This is a genomic window from Leisingera sp. JC1, assembly GCF_001679925.1.
GTDB lineage: Bacteria > Pseudomonadota > Alphaproteobacteria > Rhodobacterales > Rhodobacteraceae > Leisingera.
This window is the reverse complement of the sequence record NZ_LYUZ01000048.1, coordinates 1-780: the sequence shown is the minus strand read 5'-3', so window position 1 is coordinate 780 and position 780 is coordinate 1. Positions and strand designations below refer to the sequence as shown.

2 protein-coding genes are annotated in these 780 nt (G+C 56.6%); both read right to left on the bottom strand.

The window, feature by feature from the left end:
• The coding region (locus A9D60_RS26935) for an IS3 family transposase (RefSeq protein ID WP_065266699.1) at positions 1-243 on the bottom strand (243 nt) is incomplete at its 3' end.
• A 328-nt stretch (positions 244-571) separates the two neighbouring features.
• A partial coding sequence (locus tag A9D60_RS05625; RefSeq protein ID WP_065266698.1) for a transposase domain-containing protein occupies positions 572-780 on the bottom strand: 209 nt, incomplete at its 5' end.

Here is a 780-nt window from a genome sequence, read left to right as displayed (position 1 = left end):
GGCCAGCTCCCCAATCTTAGCGTGCAGCTCTTTGACCTGTTCTTCGTCAATCTCCGGGGTTTTCTTGCCGCCACGCTCGAACACGCCGGACGCGCCCTCCAGGAGCGCCCGCTTCCAGCTGTGGATCATCGTCGGATGAACGCCAAATTGGCTTGCCAGCTCTGCAACAGTCCGCTCGCCCTTCARAGCCTCAAGTGCGACCTTGGCCTTAAACTCAGGCGAATGGTTCTTCCGTTTCGACATCTCTGATCTCCTCTGCGTCGAAGATCAACAGACAGCAAATCGTAGCTTACGTCAGTGTCCGAAATTCAGGGGGTAGCTCAAAATGCTCGAAGAGACTGTAGTCATAAAAACTGCGGGAGACCTGCGCTTACTTGACCGCTCCGCCGACACCAATGTGTCTTGGCTCGCCAGATTGTTCAACCCGACTGGGCTGGATAAACAGGAGGCATGTCTTGCCGAAGCCCTGTACTTCGAAGCACGCAGTGAACCGTATGCGCCGTCCACTTCCCATTGGGAAGTTTCGCGCCTTGCTGTTGACAGGCTCCAGCCATTTGTGCGGACGAGCACGTCAGGGAGTCCCGGGCGAGCTCACGTCTTTTGATTGTTCGTCGGCATAGGCCCAGGGCATCAAGGCGTCGATATCCTTGTTGAGATGGCCCGCGGCCAATTTGGTGAACAGGCCGACCAAATAGGCATCCGCGGCCAATTTGGTGAACAGGCCGACCAAATAGGCATAGGGTTCGACCCCGTTCATCCGGCAGGTTCCGATAAGGCTGG